Consider the following 16,128-nt stretch of genomic DNA (forward strand, 5'->3'; position numbering starts at 1 on the left):
CAATATGCCTTTATCTGCCCGTTTCAAACTTGCTGCAGCCTGTATGCGACCAACGATTGATTACCGGCGGGTGTTTACGGAACCGAGGCGCGTTATACTGCCGCGCCTTTTTAGCGTCGCGCCAGCATGCCCGGCGTGCCTTGAAAGGTGCTTGCAACCGACCGATGCACCCAAGCTGCAAGCACCTTATTGAATGTTCCCGTCTTTTAGAGGAGCGCGACTCATGACCGTGATCAAGCAAGACGACCTGATTCAGAGCGTTGCCGACGCCCTGCAGTTCATTTCCTACTACCACCCCGTGGATTTCATCCAGGCGATGCACGAGGCCTACCTGCGTGAAGAATCGCCGGCAGCCCGTGACTCCATCGCTCAAATCCTGATCAACTCGCGCATGTGCGCCACCGGCCATCGTCCGATCTGCCAGGACACCGGCATCGTGACCGTGTTTGTCCGCGTGGGCATGGACGTGCGTTGGGATGGCGCCACCATGGGCCTGGACGACATGATCAACGAAGGCGTGCGTCGCGCCTACAACCTGCCGGAAAACGTCCTGCGTGCCTCGATCCTTGCCGACCCGGCAGGCGCTCGCAAGAACACCAAGGACAACACCCCGGCCGTTATCCACTACTCCATCGTTCCGGGTAACACCGTGGAAGTGGACGTGGCGGCCAAGGGCGGCGGTTCCGAGAACAAATCGAAAATGGCCATGCTCAACCCGTCCGACTCGATCGTCGACTGGGTGCTCAAGACCGTTCCGACCATGGGCGCCGGCTGGTGCCCACCGGGTATGCTCGGCATCGGCATCGGCGGCACCGCCGAGAAAGCCGCGGTGATGGCCAAGGAAGTGTTGATGGAATCCATCGACATCCACGAACTGAAGGCCCGTGGCCCACAGAACCGCATCGAAGAAATGCGTCTGGAACTGTTCGAGAAGGTCAACCAGTTGGGCATCGGCGCCCAGGGCCTGGGCGGCCTGACCACCGTGCTCGACGTGAAGATCATGGATTACCCGACTCACGCCGCTTCGTTGCCGGTGTGCATGATCCCGAACTGCGCCGCCACCCGCCACGCACACTTCGTGCTCGACGGCTCCGGCCCGGCGTCCCTGGAAGCGCCACCGCTGGACGCCTACCCGGAAATCGTCTGGGAAGCAGGTCCTTCGGCCCGCCGCGTGAACCTCGACACCCTGACCCCGGAAGAAGTGCAGAGCTGGAAGCCGGGCGAAACCATCCTGCTCAACGGCAAGATGCTCACCGGTCGCGACGCCGCGCACAAGCGCATGGTCGAGATGCTGAACAAGGGTGAAACCCTGCCGGTCGACCTCAAGGGCCGCTTCATCTACTACGTCGGCCCGGTCGATCCGGTCCGTGAAGAAGTGGTTGGCCCGGCTGGCCCGACCACCGCGACGCGGATGGACAAGTTCACCCGTCAGATCCTCGAGCAAACCGGCCTGCTGGGCATGATCGGCAAATCCGAGCGCGGCCCGACCGCCATCGAGGCGATCAAGGACTACAAGGCCGTTTACCTGATGGCTGTCGGCGGCGCGGCTTACCTGGTGGCGCAAGCCATCAAGAAATCCCGCGTGGTGGCTTTCGCCGAACTGGGCATGGAAGCGATCTACGAGTTCGACGTGAAAGACATGCCGGTCACTGTTGCAGTCGACAGCAACGGCGAGTCGGTACACATCACCGGTCCTGCCATCTGGCAGAAAAAGATCAGTGACAGCCTGGCGGTGGAAGTGCAGTAAGTATTTCGACTGACCACTGAAAAAGGCGACAGGGCTAACCCTGTCGCCTTTTTTATTGCCAGATGCGTCCCCCTTTACGAGCGAGCCTGCTCGCGATGGACGCATGGACAACACGGTTTGTCTGTTGCCCCGCGTTATCGTTGACGACCATCGCGAGCAAGCTCGCTCCTACAAGGGTCAAGCGCCGCATGTTATGGTGCGCGCCCTCTGTACCTGTGTGTCATACCCAGCATGTTCGAGTTATCTCGCCCCTTGCGCCTGGCGCTCTACACCCTGGTGATCATCGCCGGTGCCGCCATCGCCGCCACCCTGGCGATGCGCCACACCGTACGCCAGTCCATGGTCGAAGACGCGGCCCGGGCCAATCAGCAATTGGCGCTGTACGCCACGTCGCTGCATACCCTGATCGAGCGTTACCGTGCCCTGCCCTCCGTGCTGGCATTGGACCCGCAATTACGCGGAGCACTCAATGGCCCGGTAAGCCCCGAGCAACAGGACGTGCTGAACCGCAAGCTGGAAAAAATCAACGGCGCCGCCGAGTCCTCGACCCTGGAATTGCTTGATCGCACCGGCTTGGCCGTGGCGGCGAGTAACTGGCGCCTGCCCAGCAGCTACGTCGGCCACAACTACGGCTTCCGCCCTTACTTCAGTCAGACCCGTACCCAGGGCACCGGGCGTTTTTATGCCGTGGGCGTGACCAGTGGGATACCGGGTTACTTCCTGTCCAGCGCCGTCAGCGATGACGACGGGCAGTTTCTCGGCGCGATGGTGGTCAAACTGGAATTTCCGGAACTGGAACGGGAGTGGCGTCAGGGCAGCGACACACTGCTGGTCAGCGATGCCCGTGGGATCATCTTCATCGCCAACCAGCCGGGCTGGCGCTATCGGCTTTTGAAACCGCTCAATGACAGGGATCACACCGAACTCAAGGCCACCCGCCAATACGACAAGCAGCCACTGACACCGCTTGATTATCAATCGCTGCGCCGTTTTGACGAAAACAGCGAGCTGGCACGGGTCGATGGCCCGGACGGTAAGTCTGATTACCTATGGGAGTCCCTTCCGCTTCCCGCCGAAGGCTGGACGCTGCACCTGCTACGTCGCCCGCAGGTCGCGTTCGAAGATAGTCGCAACGCCGCACTCGCCGCTGCCGGCCTTTGGCTGACCCTGGTGTTTCTGCTGCTGTTCCTCAACCAGCGCTGGCGTCTGGCGAAAATGCGCCAGCGCAGCCGCGAGGAGCTTGAACAGTTGGTGGAAGAGCGCACCCGCGACTTGCGCACCGCCCAGGAAGGCCTGGTGCAATCGGCCAAACTCGCGGCCCTCGGGCAGATGTCCGCCGCCCTCGCCCATGAGATCAATCAGCCGTTGACTGCCCAGCGCATGCAGCTGGCCACGCTGCGGTTGCTGCTCGACCACGGCCGCGTCGACGACGCCTACAAAGCGCTCAAACCGCTGGACGAGATGCTCACGCGCATGGCGGCGCTCACCGGACACCTGAAAACCTTCGCCCGCAAAAGTCCCGGTGGCTTGCGCGAACGCCTGGATCTGGCCACCGTGGTGGATCAGTCAATGCAACTGCTCGACACCCGATTGCGCGATGAGCAAGTCAGCACGGTGTTGCATCTGACGCGTCCGGCCTGGGTGCGCGGCGATGCGATTCGTCTGGAACAAGTGCTGATCAACCTGCTGCGCAATGCCCTGGACGCAATGCAGGACAAACCCTGCAAGCGCCTGGAAATCCGTCTCGAAGCCGATGAACAATTGTGGCGCCTGAGCGTCATTGATAACGGTGGCGGCATTGCCGAAGAGAACCTGGCCAAAGTGTTCGACCCGTTCTTCACCACCAAACCGGTCGGCGATGGACTGGGCATCGGACTGGCGGTTTCCTTTGCAATCGCTCACGAGTCGGGCGGGCGCCTGACGGCCGGCAATCGCGACAACGGCGCCGTGTTCTCCCTCACCCTGCCCATCGACCTGGAGGCCCATGGCTCATGCTGAATTCCGTGATGGTGGTCGACGACGAAAGCAGCATCCGCAGCGCCGTCGAACAATGGTTGAGCCTGTCCGGTTTCGATGTGCAGTTGTTCAGCCGTGCGGACGAGTGCCTGGCGCAGTTGCCGAAACACTTTGCCGGGGTGATTCTCAGCGATGTGCGCATGCCCGGCATGAGCGGCCTGGAACTGTTGGCCGAAGTGCAGCAGCGTGATGCCGAACTGCCGGTGATCCTGCTGACCGGTCACGGCGACGTGCCGATGGCCGTGGATGCGATGCGCGACGGGGCCTACGACTTTCTGGAGAAACCCTTCAGCCCCGAAGCCCTGCTCGGCAGCCTGCGCCGCGCGCTGGACAAGCGCCGGCTGGTGCTGGAGAACCGTGCCCTGCATGAACAGGCGGACAACCGCGCCAAACTCGATGCCACGCTGCTGGGCGTATCCCGTGGCTTGCAGACCTTGCGCCGTCAGGTGCTGGAGCTGGCTGCATTGCCGGTCAATGTGCTGATCCGTGGCGAAACCGGCAGCGGCAAGGAACTGGTTGCCCGCTGCCTGCACGACTTCGGCCCGCGGGCGGATAAACCTTTTGTGGCGTTGAACTGCGCAGCCATCCCCGAGCAACTGTTTGAAGCCGAACTGTTCGGTCATGAGAGCGGTGCGTTTACCGGCGCCCAGGGCAAACGCATCGGCAAACTCGAATACGCCGACGGCGGCACGCTGTTTCTCGATGAGATTGAAAGCATGCCCTTGGCACAGCAGGTGAAGCTGCTGCGCGTGTTGCAGGAACAGAAACTGGAACGCCTGGGCTCGAACCAGAGTATCCGCGTGGATCTACGGATCATTGCCGCGACCAAGCCGGACTTGCTCGACGAAGCACGGGCCGGGCGTTTTCGCGAGGACCTGGCTTATCGTTTGAACGTCGCCGAACTGCGTCTGCCGCCGTTACGCGATCGCCGCGAAGACATTCCGTTGTTGTACGAATCGTTCGCCCGCCATGCCGCCGAACGCCTCGGGCGCACCTTCGCGCCGCTGAGCGGCCCGCAGTTGAGCCACCTGCTGAGCCACGACTGGCCAGGCAATGTGCGTGAACTGGCGAATGTCGCCGAGCGTCAGGTGCTGGGGCTTGGCGAGCCTGTGCCTGCGGGCATCGACCCTGGGCAGTCACTGGCGGCCCAGCAGGAAGCCTTTGAGGCGCAGTGCTTGCGCGCGGCGCTGACCCGACACAAGGGTGACGTCAAGGCCGTGCTTGAAGAGCTGCAACTGCCACGCCGTACGTTCAACGAAAAGATGCAGCGTCATGGCCTGAATCGAGAGATGTTCCTGCAAGAAAACTGAATGCTCCAGCGCCTTTCATGGCCTCTTCGCGGGCAAGCCCGCTCCCACAGGGGGCCGGTGTCAGCTCGGTCATTGTAGGAGCGGGCTTGCCCGCGAAGGGGCTGGTCCAGGCAACATCAACCATGACTCCATGAGCAATATTTCGCTCACGCCCAGTTTTTCATGAGCGGTTTTCCGCTCATCAGCTCGGCAAAACCCCTCTAAACCGGCCCTCTCCCCGTTGGCACACCTCCTGCTATAGCCCCCGCAGGCTGCGTTAACGCGCGCTCCACAAACAATAATTAGACGAAGGATCCTTCAATGGATAACTCCAATACCCTGCCCCGTGGGTCGGCTGCCGTGCCGACAAGAGAACGCACCACCTCCAGCCGTATCAAGTCGATCTTCAGCGGCTCGGTCGGCAACATGGTCGAGTGGTATGACTGGTACGTCTACGCCGCTTTCTCCCTGTACTTCGCCAAGACCTTTTTCCCGAAAGGCGACACCACCGCACAACTGCTGAACACCGCTGCAATCTTCGCCGTGGGCTTCCTGATGCGCCCGATCGGTGGCTGGCTGATGGGCCTGTATGCCGACAAGGTCGGGCGCAAAAAGGCCCTGATGGCCTCGGTGTACCTGATGTGCTTTGGCTCGCTGCTGATCGCCCTGAGCCCGGGCTATGAAATCATTGGCATCGGCGCGCCGATCCTGCTGGTGTTCGCCCGCTTGCTACAGGGCCTGTCGGTCGGTGGCGAGTACGGCACCTCGGCCACTTACCTGAGTGAGATGGCGACCAAGGAACGCCGCGGTTTCTACTCCAGTTTCCAGTACGTGACCCTGATCTCCGGCCAGCTCATCGCGTTGGCCGTGTTGATCGTATTGCAACAATTGCTGACCACCGAGGAGCTGTACGCCTGGGGCTGGCGCATTCCGTTCGCCATCGGCGCACTCTGCGCCATCGTCGCGCTGTACCTGCGTCGCGGCATGGAAGAAACCGAATCGTTCACCAAGAAGGAAAAGGCCAAGGAAAGCGCGATGCGCACCTTGCTGCGTCATCCAAAGGAACTGATGACCGTGGTCGGCCTGACCATGGGTGGCACCCTGGCGTTCTACACCTACACCACGTACATGCAGAAATACCTGGTGAACACCGTCGGCATGAGCATTTCCGACTCCACCACCATTTCCGCCGCCACGCTGTTCCTGTTCATGTGCCTGCAACCGATCATCGGCGGCCTGTCGGATAAAATCGGTCGTCGGCCGATCCTGATCGCCTTCGGCATCCTGGGCACCCTGTTCACCGTGCCGATCCTCACCACCCTGCACACCATCCAGACCTGGTGGGGCGCGTTCTTCCTGATCATGGCGGCGCTGATCATTGTCAGCGGCTACACCTCGATCAACGCGGTGGTCAAAGCCGAACTGTTCCCGACCGAAATCCGCGCCCTGGGTGTTGGCCTGCCCTACGCGCTGACCGTGTCGATTTTCGGTGGCACCGCTGAATACATCGCACTGTGGTTCAAGAGCATCGGCATGGAGACCGGATACTACTGGTATGTCACTGCCTGTATTGCCGTATCGCTGCTGGTGTACATCACCATGAAAGACACCCGCAAACATTCGCGGATCGTCACGGACTAACTCCAGCCGCGTCACCATCAAAAGGGGCAGACCGTCATGGGTCTGCCCCTTTTTTTGTTTGGCATGGCATGAAAAAACCTTCACCCCCGTGAGAGCCGGATTAATCACGAGTTAATGCTCAGCCACCACCCTGAACCTGCCTGATCGATAAACGCTGATGCGCTCACTCAGACGTTGAAAGCAAAAATATCTGCGAGCCTTAACATCTATTTAATCGATTGTTTTTAGCATTTATTTGCGCTTTTTAATCAGTTTAATTGGCGTAGCATGAAACCCATGCCCAAGACACAACCGCCAACGAATCTGGAGAAATGAAGATGAAAACCAAACTGTTCCTCGCCCTGGCCCTCACCGTACTGACCGCCAACACCTTCGCCGCCGACGGTTTTGACCGTACCGGCTCCGCCGTTGCAGCAGACGGCTATGACCGCACTGGCTCGGCCACCGTTGCCGCTGATGGCTATGACCGCACCGGTTCTGCCACCGTTGCCGAAGACGGCTACGACCGCACGGGCGGCGCCACCGTTGCCGAAGACGGCTACGACCGCACAGGCGGCGCCACCGTTGCCGAAGACGGCTACGACCGCACAGGCGGCGCCACCGTCGCCGAAGACGGCTACGACCGCACGGGCGGCGCTTCCATCAGCTGATCCGCAATCGCGGCACCACAGCCCGGCTTCGGCCGGGCTTAGTCATTTCTGGAGAACAGTAAAAATGACAACCGCACAAAACCTGTGGGTCCCCATAGAAGCCCCCTACCCTTGCGATTGACTGGAAATTAGTCATCGTCGCCAGCAATATGACCCTCTCTCGAAAAACCCAGGTTTACCCGATGCCCGACGATATCCACTATTACGAACCTGCCAACGGCCATGGCCTGCCCCACGATCCGTTCAACGCAATCGTCGGCCCACGCCCTATTGGCTGGATTTCCTCCCAGGATGCCGATGGCCATTTGAATCTGGCGCCTTACAGCTTTTTCACGGCCTTCAATTACATTCCGCCGATCATTGGTTTTTCCAGCATCGGGCGCAAAGACAGCCTGAATAATATCGAACAGACCGGTGAGTTCGCGTGGAACCTGGCGACCCGGCCATTGGCCGAACAGATGAACCAGAGCTGCGCCATGGTTGGCCCAGAGGTGAATGAATTCGAACTGTCCGGGCTGACCACCGTTGCCTCGAAAGTCATTTCAGTGCCACGGGTGGCCGAAAGCCCGGTGTCCTTCGAGTGCAAGGTCACGCAGATCATTCAGTTGCAGCGGGCAGACGGGAATGTGGTGCCGAGCTGGCTGATTCTGGGCGAAGTGGTCGCCGTGCATATCGCCAGGAAACTCTTGAAGGACGGTGTATACGACACCGCCGCGGCAGAGCCGATTCTGCGCGGCGGCGGACCGGCGGACTACTTCCAGTTGGGGCCTGAGGCCTTGTTCAAGATGTATCGCCCGGGGGCGGTCAGGTAGTTACCAGATCAGGGCGCCGTCTTCGCTGACACCCTTGAGGTGGGTCAACTGCAGAGCGGCCGCTTCGTCCGCTTCTTTGGCGGTCTTGAACGTCTGCTCTTCCAGCAGCTTATTGAAGCGAGGCGCCCCCGAGCCACCGATGGTTTTAGTGGCGATTGCGGCGTAATACCCGCCTTCACGGGGAACGACCGCCGATACTGCTTCGAAGGTTTCAAAGGCTTTGCGTGCCATGTCGCGCATCCTGTCTGGTTGAGAATAGTGCCATTAAACCCTCAACCAGCCAGTTTGTGTACCGCAGCCCCGGACTGGCGGAGGGCCTGCGCCGCCGACACATCCCTGAAGGTGTGAAAATCCAGGCTATTGACCACCAGTTCCTGGATCAGCTCGGCGAAAATCTCCATGGCCGGGGTGCTGAAGTACGCGGTCATCGCCTGCTGGTTAGTCCAGAAACCGGAGACCAGCCACAACTCGGGGTCACATTGCGAATGCTGCAAGGCAAAGCTCAGGCAGCCTGGCGCGGCGCGAGACGGCTCGATCAATGCGCTCAAGCGCACACCCAGCTCCTGCGAACGTCCGGCGCGGGCTCGAACAAAGGCCATATGACTGACGGGGATCTGCTTAGACATGTTCAACCCTCCCAGGGAGTCGTGTGGCAGCCAGGGACGGGCTGCGACAGGATCAAAGGTTAAGGGTTGGCGCGCGTGGCTCGTTAGTCGATTTCTGCCGGGACGTTGCACAATCCTGCGAGAGTGCATGGACTGGCTGTAACAATGTGTAAAACACTGTCACGGTTCTGCCCTGCGAGTTTCAAGCAAGTTTTGCCGTCTCTGTCCGGTCTTGTCGGGGTAAAAAGCAACTCCCATGCAGAATCAGGCAAGCATCCGGCAGGATGTGTCTACCGCCGTGACTTGCACAAACTTATGCTCTGCCCGTCAACCCAACCTTGCCGAGGATGCCTCGCATGTCGTCGCTCGATCACTTTCAAGCCCCGCTGGACGCCGACATGGAGAAACAGCGCGCGGAACTGGCGGCGATCATTCGTCGCAACACCGCCGAAGATGGCAGTTATGCCACCGCTGTCGACTCGCTGCTCATGTCGCGCCACAGTCAAAACCATGACTTCGCCCCGGTGCTGGCGCAACCGGCACTGTGCATCATGGCCCAGGGGCGCAAGGAAGTTCGGCTCGCCGATGAGTTCTTCAATTACGACCCGCTCAATTACCTGGTCGTCTCCGTCTCGATGCCACTGAGCGGCCGGGTTGTGAATGTCACGTCGCAGGAACCGATCCTGGCATTGCGGCTGGACATCGACCCGGCGGAAATCACCGCCTTGATCGCCGACGCGGGTCCGCTTGGCGTGCCCACCCGGCCGACCGGGCGCGGGCTGTATGTCGAACGGCTCGACAGCGCGATGCTCGATGCAGTGCTGCGACTGGCACGGTTGCTCGACACGCCGAAAGACATCGCCATGCTCGCGCCACTGATTCGCCGGGAAATTCTCTATCGGTTGCTGCGCAGCAAACAGGGCCACCGGTTGTACGAAATCGCCATCGCCAACAGCCAGAGCCATCGCATCAGCCAGGCGATCAAATGGCTCAACAGCAACTATGAACAGCCGCTGCGCATCGATGATCTGGCGAAGGAAGTGAACCTGAGCGTGTCGACGCTGCATCATCGTTTCAAGGCGATGACGGCGATGAGCCCGCTGCAGTACCAGAAACAACTGCGGTTGCAGGAGGCGCGACGCTTGATGCTGGCCGAAGGACTGGAAGCTTCGGCGGCGGGATATCGGGTCGGGTATGAAAGCCCTTCGCAGTTTAGCCGCGAGTACAGCCGTTTGTTCGGCGCGCCGCCGTTGCGGGATCTGGCGCGGTTGCGGTTGAGCGTTTAGCCAGGATTTGTGCAGTGAGTACCGGCCCCATCGCGAGCCAGCTTGCTCGCGATGGGGCCAGAGAGGCCAAGATCCAATCCGGATCAGGCTCCCAATACCCTGCACGCCTCGGCAGGAAGGGTCACCGACACCGGATGCCCGACGCTCAAGCCAAAGCCCTGACACGGCGTGCTCAGCGCCGTGAACGTCACCCCGGAACACTCGACCGTGGTTTCGATGGTCGCGCCGATATCCCGTACGAACGTCACCTTGCCCAACAACCGATTGCCCGCCGTCGCCTGCGGCGCCGACAGTTGCAGGTCTTCAGGGCGAATCAGCATCTTCACTTTTTCACCGACCACAATGCTGCTGCAGATCGGCACTTGCAGCGCATCGCCGCCCGGCAGACTGATCTTGCCGTTGCCCAGCGCCGTGGCCGGGAAGATGTTGCCCGAACCGATAAAGTCCGCGACGAATTCGTTGGCCGGGTGCCGGTAGATTTCGATCGGCGTACCGACCTGCTGCACCCGATGCTCACCCAGCACGACGACAATATCCGCCATGGTCATGGCCTCACGCTGGTCATGAGTCACCATGATGGTGGTGATGTTCAGGCGTTGTTGCAGCTGACGGATCTCCACCTGCATCGACTCGCGCAGCTTGGCATCCAGTGCCGACAGCGGTTCGTCGAGCAAAAGGATTTTCGGGTGACTGGCAATCGCCCGGGCAATCGCCACGCGCTGACGCTGCCCGCCGGAGAGTTTGGCCACCGGGCGATCAATCATCTGTTGCAGCTGGATCAATTCCAGCAACTCCACCACCCGCGCCTGCTGGTCAGCCTTGCTGACCCCACGCAGTTTCAGCGGGTAAGCAATGTTCTCCCCCACCGTCATGTGCGGGAACAGGGCCAGGGACTGGAACACCATGCCGAAATTGCGCAAGTGCGCCGGGGTTTGGCCGATGTCTTCGCCGTCCAGGCGAATCTCACCGCCGGTCAGGGTTTCAAGACCGGCGATCATCCGCAGCAACGTGGTTTTGCCGCAACCCGACGGGCCGAGGAAACACACCAGCTTGCCCTCGGGCAAATGCAGGTTTACATCTTTTACCGCGCAGGCCGAGCCGTAATGTTTCTCGACGTTTTCCAGAATCAGACCAGACATAAATCACCTCAAGAAATCAGGGGTTCTGGCTGGAGGTCGCCGAGCGATGATCAGGCAAGGCAAAAGTCTGCGAAGAAGCGGAGTTGACTTTAGTCAATGAGCATTCTGAGCTGACTTTTAACGCAGCATGATCGAGCGCAGGCACCTCCAGGCAGGAGCTAGAACGAAACGCCACCCTCGCCAACCAGCTTCTCCAGCGCCCAGATGAGGACGAAGTCGATCAGCACGATCAGCACGGCAAACGAAAATACGGTTGGGTCGAGCGAAGACACGGTGCGGCTGTACATCCAGATCGGCACGGTCATGACGTCGATGGTGTAGAGGAAATAGGTCACGGTGAATTCGTTGAACGAGACGATGAACGCCAGCAGCATGCCCGCCAGAATCCCCGACTTCATCAACGGCACCACCACATCGACGATCGCCCGCAGCGGAGAAGCGCCAAGCATTTGCGCAGCCTCTTCGACTTCGCTGCCGATGGAGAGCATGGCGGCGGTGCAGTTCTTCACCACGAACGGCAACGCCAGGATCACGTGGGCAATCACCAGGCGCGAGGTGGTCATCTGGAACGGCAGGCTGTCGAACACCAGCAGCAACGCCAGGCCCAACACCACCATCGGGAACACCAGCGGCAGCGACATCAATTGCAGCGCCACGGCTTTGCCGCGGAATTCGCAACGGGTCAGTGCGTACGCCGCCGGCACCGCGATCAGCGTCGCGAAGACCATGGTCAGACACGCCACCATCAGGCTGGTGGTCATGGCTTTGCCCAGGCTCAGCACGTCGCTGGCGTCCGGCGAAACGAAGGTGTGCCAGGCGGCCTTGTACCATTGCAGGCTGTAGCTGCTCGGCGGGAAGTCGAGGTTCGACGCGCCACTGAAGGACATGACGATCATGGTCAGGATCGGCAACACCGCCAGCAACAGGATGAAGCCGGACAGTATGCCTGCGAACTTGCCGGTCTCTCCCGGCAACAGCGACTGGCGCTTTTTGATCAGGGTACTCATTGCGAAGCCTCCAGCATGCGCCGACGACGGCCAGTGATGTATTCGGACAGCGTCATGATCGCGAGCGTGGTGACGATCAGCACCACACCGGCAGCGGACGCGGCGGGCCAGTTCATCAGCGGCGCGATCTGGTCATGCACCATCACCGCCAGCATCGGCACGCGACGGCCACCGAGCAGCAGCGGCACCACGAAGCTGCTGGCGTTATAGGCAAACACCAGGGTCGCACCGGTGATGATCCCCGGCAGGCTCATCGGCAACACCACTTGGCGGAACACTTGAAAACGACTGGCGCCAAGGGTGGCGGCGGCCTCTTCGTAACTGCGGGCAACGCCGCGCATGGCGCTGGCGATCGGCAGCACGGCCAGCGGGAAGGCGGTTTGCACCAGGCCCATCAACACGCCGTTCTGGTTGTAGAGCAGCATGATCGGACGCTTGATCAGGCCCAGGCCCATCAACGTCTGGTTGAGCATCCCGCCCGGGCCGAGAATGACCAGCCAGCCGTAGCTTTGCAGCAGCAGGTTGACCAGCAAGGGCAGCAGCACCGCCGCGAGGAAAATCCGGCGCACGAACGGCGAGGTCAGGCGCGACATGGTGTAAGCCACCGGGATCGCCAGCACGACCGCGATCACCGCACTGATCAGCGCCAGGCGCAGGGTCAGCAGCAGGGATTTGAGGTAGTAGGGTTCCAGCAATTGCGCGTAGCTGGCCAGGCTGAACCCGCTCCATTCCGCGCCCTTGGTGCCCACGCTCATGCGCAGGACCAACAGGCTGGCGGCAATCAGTACGCCCAGAAACAGCATCGACGGCGAAAGAAACAGCCAGGCACGCGTCGTCGGCGAAACACCCCGATCAGTGCGCGCGGGAGCGGCACTCACCGGATGGGTCAGAGGTTGGTGTTCCATAGCAAAGGTCTCGTCAATGGAAGATCAGTGGCACACGGAAGCGGGGTATCAACCCCGATCCCCTGTAGGAGCGAGCTCGCGATGGACGTTAACGATAACGCGGAGCATCAGACAGCCCGTGTCGACCATGCGTCCTTCGTCGGAACGCCGCCCGGAGCAAGCTCGCTCCTACAGATCAGGAAGAAAAGATTTCCGTGTAACGACGAATCCATTGGTCATGCACGGTGGCCAGGAAGGCGTTGTCGTGCATGATCGCCTTCTCGGCAATCTGCTCCGGCGTAAGGATGTACGGGCTCTTGCGCGCTTCGGCGGAGATGATCGCCTTGGCGTTGACCGGGCCGTTGTAGATGTCTTCGGCCATCTTGCCCTGTACCAGCGGGTCCAGAGAATGGTTGATGAAGGCGTAGGCCAGGTCGGTGTCGCCCGGACGATTCTTTGGCATCACCGAAAGCATCAGGTCGGTGTAGAAACCTTCCTTCATGCCGAAGGTGGCGCCCAGGCCGTAGTTCGGATCGCGGATCTGTTTCGGGAAAAACGCCGGCGCGTACAGGCCCCCCATGTCCAGCGAACCGGTGCGGAACAGTTCGGCGATCTGGTTCGGGTTTTCACCCAGGGTCACCACACGGTCCTTGAGCTCGGCGAGTTTCTTGAAGCCCGGCTCGATGTTGTGTTCGTCACCACCGGCCAGTTTGGCGGCGATGATGATCAGGTCCATGGCCTCGGTCCAGTTCGGCGGCGGCAGGAAGATGTTCGGTGCCAGCTCGGCATCCCACAGGGCGGCGTAGCTGTCCGGAGCTTCCTTCTGCGTGCGAGTGCTGTAGACCAGGCTATTGCACCAGAGCAGGTAACCGATACCGTGGCCATTGGCGCCGGTGCGATACTTTTCCGGTACATCGACAATGTTGGGAATGCGGTTGAGGTCGGGTTTTTCCAGCAGGTTGGCAGCGGCCAGACCTTCGGCGCCGACGCCTGCCAGGGTGATGATGTCGTATTGCGGACGATCACCGCCGGCCTTGAGTTTGGCGACCATTTCCGAGGTACTGCCGGTGCGGTCAGCGATGACATTGACGCCGTATTTGTCCTCGAACGTCGCGGCGATGTTGCGCAGTGCGGCCAGGCCTGTGTCGTCGGACCAGGTCAACAGACGCAGGGTCTTGCCCTGGAAACGGGTATCACTGGCATTGGCCTTGACGAACGGCAGGCTCATGGCCGCCGCAGCAACCGAGGCTACGCCCACGGTCTTGATGAATTGACGTCTGTTCAGATCATGCTCGCCCATTACGGACTCCCTTTGTTTTTTTAGGTATAAGGCAGGTCGAAGCTATTGCATCCGCGCGACTGGATCAGCGTTTTCCCCTCTATTTTCGGGGGGTTGGTTGAACCAGTGAGTTCATCCTGAGGTTGTGTAAAACCGCTGACTATCGATAAAAACTCATTGAAGCCATGACGCCAGCACATGCCTCATGCAGGAGCGAGCTTGCTCGCGATAGGTGCGCGGGCGGCGCGTAAACTCAGGCGCTCCGCGTCATCCTTGACGTCCATCGCGAGCAGGCTCGCTCCCACAATAATCGTCGTCAGACGGCTCGAATCACGTGCTTGATTTCCTGGAAAGCCTGCAAGCCCCACGGGCCCAATTCACGACCGATGCTGCTCTGTTTGTAGCCACCCCAGGCGGTCTGCGGGAAGATCACCTGTGGCGCGTTGATCCACACAAGCCCCGCTTGCAAAGCGTTGGCGACGCGATCCGCCGTCTCGGCATTGCGCGTCACCACACTGGCGACAAGACCGAACTGACTGTCATTGGCCAGGGCAATCGCTTCGGCTTCGCTGGCAAAGCTGCGCACGCAAATCACCGGGCCGAATATCTCTTCACACCACAGCGCACTGTCGAGGGGCACTTCGGTGAAGATTGTCGGCTGCAAAAAATATCCGCGCGGCAGATCCGCCGGGCGATTGCCGCCGCAAATCAGCTTGGCACCGGTACTCAAACCGCGGTCGATGTGGCCGAGCACGCGCTGGTATTGCGCTTGATTGACCAGCGCGCCCATTTCCACGTTCGGATCGAACGGGTCTGCCACGCGAATCGCTTCGGCACGGTTCTTCAATCGAATCAGGAATTCATCGGCCAGTTCGTCGGCGACCAGCACGCGGCTGGTGGCCGAGCACATTTGCCCGGCGTTGAAGAAACCGCCGCCACAGGCGACTTCCACGGCCAGGTCGAGATCGGCATCGGCCAGCACCAGCAACGAGGATTTGCCGCCCAGTTCCAGGCTCACGCCTTTGACGGTTTCTGCCGCGCGTTGCATGACCTGTACGCCTACCGCGTTACTGCCAGTAAACGACACCTTGGCGATGCGCGGGTCCGCCGACAGCGGCGCGCCAACCGCCAGCCCCGTGCCGCACACCAGGTTGAACACACCGGCGGGCAAGCCGGCTTCGGCAATGATTGCCGCCAGTTCCAGCTCCGGCAAAGGCGTCACTTCCGAAGGCTTGAGCACCACGCAGCAACCGGCAGCCAGGGCCGGGGCCAGTTTCCAGGCCGTGGTGACCATCGGGAAATTCCACGGCACGATCAGGCCGACCACGCCGCAAGGTTCGCGGCGCAGACGAGCGCGGAAATCTTCGCTCGGCAGTTCAACGGCGCTGTCCTGTTTTGCGTCGAGGCCCTCGGCCAGACCGGCGTAATACTCGAACGTGGCGATCACGTCATCGACGTCGATGGCCGCTTCGAACTGTGGCTTGCCGTTGTTGAGGGACTGCAAATGCATCAAGTGCTCACGACCGGCCTGCACGCCGGCGGCGATTTTGCGCAGGATCGCGCCGCGCTCGGCACCGGTGGTTTTCGACCAATCGGCGAAAGCCCTGGTCGCGGCGCTGACGGCTTGTTCGACAGCGCGCTCGTCACCGCCCTTCACCGTGGTCAACAGGGCTTCGGTTGCCGGGTTGATCACCCGCAGGTGTTCGCTGCTGGCGGACCATTGGCCGTTGATGAACAGGCCGTCCAGCGTGGTGGGTAACGTCAAGGCAACGC

14 protein-coding genes are annotated in these 16,128 nt (G+C 60.9%); 7 read left to right on the forward strand and 7 right to left on the reverse strand.

The features are described 5' to 3' along the window. Window positions 1–223 precede the first annotated feature (223 nt). The 6 genes from GQ39_RS19180 (at window position 224) to GQ39_RS19205 (ending at window position 8,155) form a co-directional block, all read left to right on the forward strand. Window positions 224–1,747 carry a fumarate hydratase gene (locus GQ39_RS19180; RefSeq protein ID WP_047532577.1) on the forward strand — a complete coding sequence of 508 codons (1,524 nt, stop codon included), beginning with the start codon at window positions 224–226 and terminating at the stop codon, window positions 1,745–1,747. A gap of 231 nt (window positions 1,748–1,978) precedes the next feature. Then, window positions 1,979–3,745 carry a sensor histidine kinase gene (locus GQ39_RS19185; protein WP_047532579.1) on the forward strand — a complete coding sequence of 589 codons (1,767 nt, stop codon included), beginning with the start codon at window positions 1,979–1,981 and terminating at the stop codon, window positions 3,743–3,745. Continuing rightward, entirely contained in the window at window positions 3,739–5,073 is a 1,335-nt protein-coding gene (locus GQ39_RS19190; RefSeq protein WP_047532582.1) for a sigma-54-dependent transcriptional regulator, read from the forward strand. The genes GQ39_RS19185 and GQ39_RS19190 overlap by 7 nt, the downstream gene beginning before the upstream one ends. Before the next feature lie 300 nt (window positions 5,074–5,373). Continuing rightward, window positions 5,374–6,693 carry an MFS transporter gene (locus tag GQ39_RS19195; RefSeq protein WP_047532584.1) on the forward strand — a complete coding sequence of 440 codons (1,320 nt, stop codon included), beginning with the start codon at window positions 5,374–5,376 and terminating at the stop codon, window positions 6,691–6,693. Window positions 6,694–7,010: 317 nt separating this feature from the next. Continuing rightward, window positions 7,011–7,343, forward strand: a complete 333-nt coding sequence (locus GQ39_RS19200; protein WP_052193623.1) for a hypothetical protein — start codon at window positions 7,011–7,013, stop codon at window positions 7,341–7,343. 182 nt (window positions 7,344–7,525) lie between these two features. Beyond that, window positions 7,526–8,155 carry a flavin reductase family protein gene (locus GQ39_RS19205; RefSeq protein WP_047532585.1) on the forward strand — a complete coding sequence of 210 codons (630 nt, stop codon included), beginning with the start codon at window positions 7,526–7,528 and terminating at the stop codon, window positions 8,153–8,155. Here the strand turns inward: GQ39_RS19205 and GQ39_RS19210 are convergent, their stop codons facing one another. Both GQ39_RS19210 and GQ39_RS19215 read right to left on the reverse strand, forming a co-directional pair. After that, window positions 8,156–8,386, reverse strand: a complete 231-nt coding sequence (locus GQ39_RS19210; protein ID WP_047532586.1) for a hypothetical protein — start codon at window positions 8,384–8,386, stop codon at window positions 8,156–8,158. A 41-nt stretch (window positions 8,387–8,427) separates the two neighbouring features. Further along, complete coding sequence (locus GQ39_RS19215) at window positions 8,428–8,781, reverse strand: putative quinol monooxygenase (protein WP_047532587.1); 354 nt, start codon at window positions 8,779–8,781, stop codon at window positions 8,428–8,430. A gap of 335 nt (window positions 8,782–9,116) precedes the next feature. On the opposite strand from GQ39_RS19215, the gene GQ39_RS19220 reads away from it, so the two are divergent. Continuing rightward, entirely contained in the window at window positions 9,117–10,046 is a 930-nt protein-coding gene (locus GQ39_RS19220; protein WP_047532588.1) for an AraC family transcriptional regulator, read from the forward strand. A gap of 83 nt (window positions 10,047–10,129) precedes the next feature. Here GQ39_RS19220 and GQ39_RS19225 read toward each other — a convergent pair whose 3' ends face one another. The 5 genes from GQ39_RS19225 to GQ39_RS19245 form a co-directional block, all read right to left on the reverse strand. Beyond that, on the reverse strand, window positions 10,130–11,185 hold the full coding sequence (locus tag GQ39_RS19225; RefSeq protein ID WP_047532591.1) for an ABC transporter ATP-binding protein: 1,056 nt from the start codon (window positions 11,183–11,185) through the stop codon (window positions 10,130–10,132). 158 nt (window positions 11,186–11,343) lie between these two features. After that, the gene (locus GQ39_RS19230) at window positions 11,344–12,192 is read right to left on the reverse strand and encodes an ABC transporter permease (RefSeq protein WP_047532593.1); all 849 of its coding nucleotides are present in this window, start codon (window positions 12,190–12,192) and stop codon (window positions 11,344–11,346) included. After that, the gene (locus tag GQ39_RS19235) at window positions 12,189–13,097 is read right to left on the reverse strand and encodes an ABC transporter permease (RefSeq protein ID WP_047532595.1); all 909 of its coding nucleotides are present in this window, start codon (window positions 13,095–13,097) and stop codon (window positions 12,189–12,191) included. Before GQ39_RS19235 ends, GQ39_RS19230 begins: the two co-directional genes overlap by 4 nt. Window positions 13,098–13,272: 175 nt before the next feature. Next, window positions 13,273–14,376, reverse strand: coding sequence for an extracellular solute-binding protein (locus GQ39_RS19240; protein ID WP_047532598.1), 1,104 nt, complete (start codon window positions 14,374–14,376; stop codon window positions 13,273–13,275). 295 nt (window positions 14,377–14,671) lie between these two features. After that, window positions 14,672–16,120, reverse strand: a complete 1,449-nt coding sequence (locus GQ39_RS19245) for an aldehyde dehydrogenase family protein (RefSeq protein ID WP_047539035.1) — start codon at window positions 16,118–16,120, stop codon at window positions 14,672–14,674. Window positions 16,121–16,128: the final 8 nt, after the last annotated feature.

The sequence above is a fragment of the Pseudomonas sp. 11/12A genome (assembly GCF_000800055.1).
In the GTDB taxonomy this organism is placed as follows: domain Bacteria; phylum Pseudomonadota; class Gammaproteobacteria; order Pseudomonadales; family Pseudomonadaceae; genus Aquipseudomonas; species Aquipseudomonas mohnii.

Coding starts and splice junctions, on each gene's coding strand:
- GQ39_RS19215 (WP_047532587.1), bottom strand. CDS start 8,781: ATGTCTAAGCAGATCCCCGTCAGTCATATGGCCTTTGTTCGAGCCCGC.
- GQ39_RS19180 (WP_047532577.1), top strand. CDS start 224: ATGACCGTGATCAAGCAAGACGACCTGATTCAGAGCGTTGCCGACGCC.
- GQ39_RS19190 (WP_047532582.1), top strand. CDS start 3,739: ATGCTGAATTCCGTGATGGTGGTCGACGACGAAAGCAGCATCCGCAGC.
- GQ39_RS19240 (WP_047532598.1), bottom strand. CDS start 14,376: ATGGGCGAGCATGATCTGAACAGACGTCAATTCATCAAGACCGTGGGC.
- GQ39_RS19195 (WP_047532584.1), top strand. CDS start 5,374: ATGGATAACTCCAATACCCTGCCCCGTGGGTCGGCTGCCGTGCCGACA.
- GQ39_RS19225 (WP_047532591.1), bottom strand. CDS start 11,185: ATGTCTGGTCTGATTCTGGAAAACGTCGAGAAACATTACGGCTCGGCC.
- GQ39_RS19205 (WP_047532585.1), top strand. CDS start 7,526: ATGCCCGACGATATCCACTATTACGAACCTGCCAACGGCCATGGCCTG.
- GQ39_RS19200 (WP_052193623.1), top strand. CDS start 7,011: ATGAAAACCAAACTGTTCCTCGCCCTGGCCCTCACCGTACTGACCGCC.
- GQ39_RS19230 (WP_047532593.1), bottom strand. CDS start 12,192: ATGAGTACCCTGATCAAAAAGCGCCAGTCGCTGTTGCCGGGAGAGACC.
- GQ39_RS19185 (WP_047532579.1), top strand. CDS start 1,979: ATGTTCGAGTTATCTCGCCCCTTGCGCCTGGCGCTCTACACCCTGGTG.
- GQ39_RS19235 (WP_047532595.1), bottom strand. CDS start 13,097: ATGGAACACCAACCTCTGACCCATCCGGTGAGTGCCGCTCCCGCGCGC.
- GQ39_RS19220 (WP_047532588.1), top strand. CDS start 9,117: ATGTCGTCGCTCGATCACTTTCAAGCCCCGCTGGACGCCGACATGGAG.
- GQ39_RS19210 (WP_047532586.1), bottom strand. CDS start 8,386: ATGGCACGCAAAGCCTTTGAAACCTTCGAAGCAGTATCGGCGGTCGTT.